Raw genomic sequence first — 5,664 nt, forward strand, 5'->3', positions numbered from 1 at the left:
AACGCAACGGGTGGTGCGGGTGGGAACCACTCCCGGCCCGGCCAAGAGCAGTCCGCAGCCCCAGTGCCCGCCCACGGCAATCGCGCGCCCAGCCATGGCCCCGAGGCCGGACCAGGCAACCGCCCCGCGCAGTAATTCCGCAGCCCACGACACAAACGCAACGGGTGGTGCGGGTGGGAACCACTCCCGGCCCGGCCAAGAGCAGTCCGCAGCCCCAGTGCCCGCCCACGGCAATCGCGCGCCCAGCCATGGCCCCGAGGCCGGACCAGGCAACCCTCCCGCGCCGTAAATCCGCAGCCACGACGCAAACGCAACGGGTGGTGCGGGTGGGAACCAACCCACCCCGCCAAACCCGAATCCGCAGCCACCGCACCGGATCCCGCCCCCAACGCCGCCCCGGCCAAGCCGCGGCTACCCGCTCCCGCTCAGCAAACCGCCGTCGATGACCTCGGCGACAAGCGCGGCGCCGCGGCTGTTCTGATGGATGTGGTCGGTCGTGAGCAAGAGACCCCGCCGCCGCGAGATCGTGTCGAGACTTCGCCGCAGCACCACGTGCCGGACCAGGACCCCGAGGCCCGCCGCAGCCGTCACCTCCCGGTACGGAATCGGCGGCACGTCCGCCTGGCGCAGCTCCTCGATCTGCCGTTCGTGGAGCGGAAGGTAGACCACCTCGTTGGCGGTGGCGACCTCGGCGATCATCCGGCTGTACGCCTGCGATGCCCGTGCCGCTGCTCCGTCGGGTTGTTGGCCGAGAACCGGGAGCGACAGCAGACCGATCGTTGCGTCGGTCTCCGCTCGCAACCGTTCCACGACGGCTCCCAGGCACTGCCGGAACCAGCCGGCCGACGGTCGCTCGGGGAGCCGTTTGCGCTTCATGGCCTGCTCGACGGGATATCCGGCAAGGCTCGCTCGGGCATCGTTGGTCCCGATCAACACGGTGATCAGGTCGGGCGGGTTCGCGACGACGGCATCGAGGCGCTGCAAGAGGTTGTAGGCGAAGTCACCGTTGGCGCCGAAGCGGGCGAGCCGCACGTCACCGGAGGGGTGGCGCCGTTCGAGAAGCTCCAGGTAGTCGACACTGAACTGCGCGCGGGTGAGGCTGTCCCCGAGGCACGCTATGTGTGTCGTCACGGCGTTTCCGAACCGGGCGTGTCGGCGCGTCCGCTCGGTCGGATGTCGGTTCGAGGGCGGTGGTCGGTGCCGGCGCCGGCGGTGACGGCCAGGATGGACGTCGGCCCCGCCATGTCGACGACGTGCCATACCCCGGCCGGGTTGACGGTGGCCTCGCCCGGCCCGAGCAGAACGCGGTCGGGCACTCCGTCCAGGTCGCGGGTGACCGTCACCGACCCGCTGAGGCAAACGACCAGTTCATCGCCGGCAGGGTGGCTTTCCCAATGGTCGCCGGGGCCGTCGCCGTCGAAGATCATCACCATCCGGCCCTCGGCGCCATCTGCCGCGACCGCGGCGCTGTAGGCCCGGAGCACCTCGGGATCCCAGGCGAAGCCCTCGACGGGCTTTGCTCTCGATCCGAGCCCAAGGTGCACGGGGGTGGTCCGCAGGTCGATGGCGTTGCGTTCGTTGTCGACGAGTTTCATGCCGAGGATCGTCACAGGACAGCGATCGGGTGGTCTTGAAGGAATGGGAACGGAAGCCGACGCGATGGGCAGTCGGTTGGCGACTACCCGGTCCCGAGGAGGAGTTCGCCGCGACGCCAAGCCGTCGGCGATCGGCTCGTGAACTCACGCCAGTCCCGAACGAGATGGGCCTGATCGGCGTAGCCGGAGACGGTCGCCACCTCGGCCCACGGGAGCGGGTCCCGCGCCGTCGCCAGTTCGTGGGCGTGCTCGAAGCGCAGAACCCGGGCGAAGGTCTTCGGCGACAGGCCCAGCTCGCCGCGAAACCGCTCGGTGAGATGCCGACGCCTCCAGCCGAGTTCCGCGGCGACCGCACCGACCCGGACGCAGCCCCGCGCGGCGACGAGGCGGCGCCAGGCCTCGGCAACCTCGGGGCGCATGCGGCACAAACGGTCGCCACCGACACCACGGCCGACAGCTCGGAGCAGCAATTCGTCCAGCACGGCGAACCGCGCCGCCCATGTCGTCGCCGCGCGAAGTCGGTCGACCAGCTCGACGCCAAGCCTTCCGAGAAGCTCGTCGAGCGGGACCAGTCGGTGGGCGAGCACAGCGGCAGGCAAGCCGTAGACGGCCCGAGCCCCGACCGGGGTCAGCGATACCTGCACACCTTGTTGGCGTACATCGTGGTGGATCGCGACGGACCGGCACATCAGACCGCCGGCCACGCTGTCGAATCGGGTGATCGGTGACCCGTCGTCGACGCCCGCCGCCATCTGCAAAGGGTCCGCCAGGCTGATCACCGCAGTGAGCATGCGGCTCGGCGGGCCGCAGTGCACCCCCGTCGGGAACCTGCGGAAGTCGAAACCGACGTACGAGTCGACGTACCGCCGCAAGGCGGGCGCCGGACGTGCGCCGATCCCGACAGGCGTGCGCTCCTCCACATCCTCAGTCTAGGAGTCGCCGAGCCGGGCAAGGTCACCGCCGGACCGCGCAATATCCACCCCCGAAACAGCCACCACCGACCGCGCCCGACCAGGCCCTACCGCAGGGGCCTCGATGCCCGGAACCGGCGTCAGGCCCGCGGCCACCCTGCTCATGACCGTCGGCGACGGGCCGTCGTTCCCCACCGCCGCCCGGCCGACCCCCAACGCCGACCCCCAACGTCGACCTCCAACACCGGCCTCGCCCGGCGCCGACGTGCGGCAACCTGCAATCCCGTCCGGAAGCGGTAGGACGTTCGCCGACGCCTCGCCGACCACAACGGCCGGTGGCGAAGGCCCTCGGCAGAGGGGGCCGAACAGTTGGACCTCAGACGGTGACGGATATCCGCTACTGCTACCGCTTGCGCTACCGAGGCGACACGATCCCCACTCCCGGAGCTGCCCGAACCACCCCTGAGGGCAGAGTCTGCGGAGAGCCCGGTGCGGTCGAAGTCGCCCGCCGAGTTCGGCAAGCAGTACGGGAGAACGGACCCGTGACAACACCGGCACCGTGCTCCGTGCTCCGTGCCGACTCGACAAGCCTCCCGCGCCACCTCACGCCCCGGCCCCCACTCGCCAACCCCCGCGCGAAGTCGCCACCGGCTTGACGTCCTTATTATTGACCAATAACTTATAACGCATGACCACCAAGGCAGGCAGCAGCCGCATGAGCGCAAGCGATCGCCGTACGGCCGTCGTCAAGGTGGCCCTGGAGGAGTTCGCCAAAGGTGGGCTGAACGGCACCGCGACCGAGACCATCGCCGCGCGTGTGGGCGTCTCGCAGCCCTACCTGTTCCGTCTCTTCGCGAACAAGAAGGCGCTGTTCATCGCAACCGCCGAACTTTGTTTCGACCGCATAGGAAACCTCTTCGAGCAGGCAGCCGAAGGGCTGTCCGGCGCGGACGCCACGGGCGCGATGGGTGATGCCTATACGGGCATGCTTGTCGCGCAGCCGGAAGTGCTCCTGATGCAACTACAGCTCTATGTCGCCTCCCAGGATCCCGAGATCCGCGCCGTGGTGCGGGCTCGCTGGGAGCGATTGGAAGAACTCGTCCGCATCCTCACCGGCTTGGAGCCAAGCGAAGTCACGGCGTTCTTCGCCCGAGGCATGCTCTGCAACGTGATCGCCGCACTGGAGCTACCGGCAGAGCGCTACTACTCGCACCTCTAGCGCGGGACCGGACTCTTCGTCGGTCCTCGACGCGGGCGCGAGCGCGTGCCGCGCCGCCGAAGCGTCCGAGTACTACCGGTACTCGGAGCGGATTGCGGCGCCGCGACGAGGCACCGCACTCAACACCGGGAAAGGGCAAGGGTTTCGGCCGCGACGCCGGCCGCGGCAGAGACGGGATCGACCTCTCCCTCGACCGCGCGCGCCACCAAGCACGCCCACTCACACCGACGAGCGCGTCGACGAGCGCACCGACGAGGGCGCTCACATCCCCAGCCACGCCTGCGTCACCCTCGCAAAGCCTGCTTTTTGCCCGCGAAAGTTAGTTACCAATAACTACTTTGGAGGCCCAATGAAGCCCGACCGCGACCGCGATCCGAACCCCGACTCCGACTCCGCCAACCCCGACCCGAACCCCGGCCTCGCCGCCGCCGGCCTCGCCGCCGCCGGCCCCGCGGCCCCCGGCCCCGACCGCGCCCCCAACGACGCCCTGCTCGACCATCCCGGCAAACCCCCCGTCAAAGCGTCCCGCGCCACTCTCTGGACGTTCGTCGTCACCAGCCTCGCCGTGTTCATGGCGGGGCTCGACAACCTCATCGTCACCACCGCGCTGCCCGCGATCCAAAAGGACCTGGGCGCGGAGATCGAGGACCTCGAATGGACGGTCAACGCCTACACCCTGAGCTTCGCGGTACTGCTGATGTTCGGCGCCGCCCTGGGTGACCGGTTCGGGCGCCGCCGCATCTTCGTCGGCGGCCTGGCCCTGTTCACCCTCGCCTCCGCCTTCGCCGCGATAGCCCCGAACACCGAGGCCCTCGTCGCCGCCCGGGCTCTGCAAGGCGCCGGCGCCGCTGCCCTGCTCCCGCTCAGCCTGACCCTCCTGACCGCCGTCGTCTCCGTCGAGAAGCGTGGCGCCGCGCTCGGTGCGTGGGGTGCGGTCAACGGGCTGGCCGTTGCGGTCGGCCCACTGGTCGGCGGGGCGATCGTCGACGGTGGCTCGTGGCAGTGGATCTTCTGGCTCAACGTGCCGATCGGCCTGGCTTTGGTGCCCCTGGCTCGGATCAAGCTCAGCGAGAGTCGCGGTCGCAACAGCCGACTCGACCTGCCAGGCACCGTACTGATCAGCACCGGCCTGCTCGGTGTGGTCTTCGGCCTGGTCCGCGGTCAGGCCGACGGCTGGACGAGCCCTACGATTCTCGCCTCGCTCACCGTCGGCGTGATCCTGATCGGCGTGTTCGTCGGGTGGGAACGCCGCGCGCCACAGCCGATGGTGCCGCTGCACCTCTTCCGCAACCGCGGGTTCGCCGCCGTGAACGTGTCCGGCCTGCTGATGTTCGCCGGCATCTTCGGCTCGATCTTCCTGCTGACCCAGTTCGTGCAGAACGTGCTCGGCTACTCGCCGCTCGAAGCAGGTCTGCGGATGTTGCCCTGGACCGCGATGCCCCTGGTGGTCGCCCCGCTCGCGGGCGTCGTATTCGACCGGATCGGCGGTCGTACCCTCCTGATCACCGGCCTGGTCCTGACCACGGTCGGCCTCGGCTGGTTCGCGTTGATCGCCGAGCCGAACGTGTCCTACGCGGCCCAGGTCCCGGCGTTCGTCATCTGTGGCATCGGGATGGGGCTGTTCTTCACGCCGACCGCGGCGCTCCTGATGGCCTCGGTCGAGCCGCACGAGCAGGGCGTGGCATCAGGCGCGAACGGCGCGCTGCGCGAACTCGGCGGCGTGTTCGGCGTCGCGATCCTCTCCAGCGTGTTCGCGTCGAACGGCGGGTACGGACCGCCCGCGGTCTTCGTCGACAGCCTGATACCCGCCCTGTGGGTGGGCGCCGGAATCACCGCAGCCGCCACCCTGATCGCAACCCTCATCCCACGCCACGCCCGGACCGCCCCCGACACCCCGAAACCGACCCGCGTCCCCACCCCCGTCTGACCGGCTGCCCCC

The 5,664-nt window shown here is 69.8% G+C and carries 5 protein-coding genes; 2 read left to right on the forward strand and 3 right to left on the reverse strand.

Features of this window, described 5'->3' with window-relative positions; all coding sequences use genetic code 11:
- Positions 1–411: 411 nt before the first annotated feature.
- The 3 genes from GT354_RS17650 to GT354_RS17660 form a co-directional block, all read right to left on the reverse strand.
- Positions 412–1,131, reverse strand: a complete 720-nt coding sequence (locus tag GT354_RS17650) for a GDSL-type esterase/lipase family protein (protein ID WP_161357264.1) — start codon at positions 1,129–1,131, stop codon at positions 412–414.
- On the reverse strand, positions 1,128–1,595 hold the full coding sequence (locus GT354_RS17655; RefSeq protein WP_161357265.1) for a cupin domain-containing protein: 468 nt from the start codon (positions 1,593–1,595) through the stop codon (positions 1,128–1,130). Before GT354_RS17655 ends, GT354_RS17650 begins: the two co-directional genes overlap by 4 nt.
- A gap of 83 nt (positions 1,596–1,678) precedes the next feature.
- Positions 1,679–2,515, reverse strand: a complete 837-nt coding sequence (locus GT354_RS17660) for a helix-turn-helix domain-containing protein (RefSeq protein ID WP_161357266.1) — start codon at positions 2,513–2,515, stop codon at positions 1,679–1,681.
- Positions 2,516–3,194: 679 nt separating this feature from the next.
- Here GT354_RS17660 and GT354_RS17670 point away from each other — a divergent pair.
- The gene (locus GT354_RS17670; RefSeq protein ID WP_161357267.1) at positions 3,195–3,725 is read left to right on the forward strand and encodes a TetR/AcrR family transcriptional regulator; all 531 of its coding nucleotides are present in this window, start codon (positions 3,195–3,197) and stop codon (positions 3,723–3,725) included.
- A 349-nt stretch (positions 3,726–4,074) separates the two neighbouring features.
- Positions 4,075–5,652 carry an MFS transporter gene (locus GT354_RS17675; protein ID WP_161357268.1) on the forward strand — a complete coding sequence of 526 codons (1,578 nt, stop codon included), beginning with the start codon at positions 4,075–4,077 and terminating at the stop codon, positions 5,650–5,652.
- Positions 5,653–5,664 lie beyond the last annotated feature (12 nt).

The organism is Streptomyces sp. SID3343 (assembly GCF_009865215.1).
Taxonomy (GTDB): Bacteria; Actinomycetota; Actinomycetes; order Streptomycetales; family Streptomycetaceae; genus Embleya.

Coding starts and splice junctions, on each gene's coding strand:
- GT354_RS17655 (WP_161357265.1), bottom strand. CDS start 1,595: ATGAAACTCGTCGACAACGAACGCAACGCCATCGACCTGCGGACCACC.
- GT354_RS17675 (WP_161357268.1), top strand. CDS start 4,075: ATGAAGCCCGACCGCGACCGCGATCCGAACCCCGACTCCGACTCCGCC.
- GT354_RS17670 (WP_161357267.1), top strand. CDS start 3,195: ATGACCACCAAGGCAGGCAGCAGCCGCATGAGCGCAAGCGATCGCCGT.